This window comes from Flavobacterium sp. (genome assembly GCF_003525665.1).
In the GTDB taxonomy this organism is placed as follows: Bacteria; Bacteroidota; Bacteroidia; order Flavobacteriales; family Flavobacteriaceae; genus Flavobacterium.
Genome location: NZ_DQDX01000088.1, coordinates 8,983 through 10,052 on the forward strand (window position 1 = coordinate 8,983; position 1,070 = coordinate 10,052).

At 34.1% G+C, this 1,070-nt stretch carries 2 protein-coding genes; both read left to right on the top strand.

Annotation, left to right across the window (positions count from 1 at the left end; translation table 11 throughout):
* Positions 1–127: 127 nt before the first annotated feature.
* On the top strand, positions 128–499 hold the full coding sequence (locus DIU01_RS06615; protein ID WP_290832724.1) for a c-type cytochrome: 372 nt from the start codon (positions 128–130) through the stop codon (positions 497–499).
* A gap of 70 nt (positions 500–569) precedes the next feature.
* A complete protein-coding gene (locus tag DIU01_RS06620; RefSeq protein WP_290832726.1) occupies positions 570–1,040 on the top strand; it encodes a methylated-DNA--[protein]-cysteine S-methyltransferase in 471 nt (156 codons plus the stop codon).
* The last annotated feature ends 30 nt before the right edge of the window (positions 1,041–1,070 follow it).

A 1,070-nucleotide genomic window follows, 5' to 3' on the forward strand; every position in this document is an offset into this window, starting at 1 on the left:
TTTTTTCAGGAGCTATTTCCAGCTATTCACTGCAATCTTTTTCTTTTTTTAAAGGAAAAAAAGAAAAAGGATTTCCGTTGCTATCTGGGCTAGGGCAGAAATTTTCAAAAGAACCAATTTTTTTAAAATGAAATATTATTTTTTTATACTACTTATTATTTTTTTCTCGGCTTGCAAAAACGAACCAAGTAAACCACAAGATGAAAACCAAGTTGCATCAGTTGCAACTGTAGAAAAAGGACTCATTCTATTTCAAGAAAATAATTGTGCCGCTTGCCATCAACCCGATCAAAAAGTAATTGGACCAAGCATGCAAGAAATTGCCACAATCTACAAAAAAGAAAACGGAAGCATCGTTTCATTCCTTAAAGAAGAAGCCGATCCAATTGTAGATCCAAAAATGTACGAATCCATGAAGATCAATCTTCAAGTTACCAAAACAATGAGTGATGAAGAATTGGAATCATTAGAATTGTATTTTTTAAGTCATTCTAAATAATCCTGCAAGGTTTACATAACCTTGTAGGTTTCTATAAAATGTAGTTTAATAATTTCGCTATCTTTATCAAATGCAAACGGTTTTTATAAATTCACCTCTAGGAATCACCAAAATCTCTGGTGATGAAAAAGGTGTTGGCCTAATTTCTGTTTTATCAGAAGGCGAACTTTCTACAACAATTCCAAACCAACTCCAAGAAGCAGTTATACAACTTCAAGAATATTTTGAAGGAAAACGTCAAGACTTCACGTTTAAGTTAAATCCAAAAGGAACCGATTTCCAACAAAAAGTGTGGCAAGAATTACGCAATATTCCTTTCGGAAAAACTATATCTTATCTAGATTTGTCTAAAAAATTAGGCGATGTAAAAGCCATTCGTGCTGCAGCATCAGCCAATGGTAAAAACCCACTTTGGATTGTAGTTCCGTGTCACAGAGTAATCGGAAGTGATGGTTCATTAACTGGTTACGCCGGCGGATTGTGGCGAAAAAAGTGGTTACTAGAACACGAAACACCTAGCAATCAGCAAAGTTTATTTTAAGAAATTGAACACGAATTGCACGAATTTTCA

What these genes read in the sequence shown, in the direction of transcription:
- DIU01_RS06615 (WP_290832724.1), top strand. Translation starts at nt 128, where the DNA reads ATGAAATATTATTTTTTTATACTACTTATTATTTTTTTCTCGGCTTGC.
- DIU01_RS06620 (WP_290832726.1), top strand. Translation starts at nt 570, where the DNA reads ATGCAAACGGTTTTTATAAATTCACCTCTAGGAATCACCAAAATCTCT.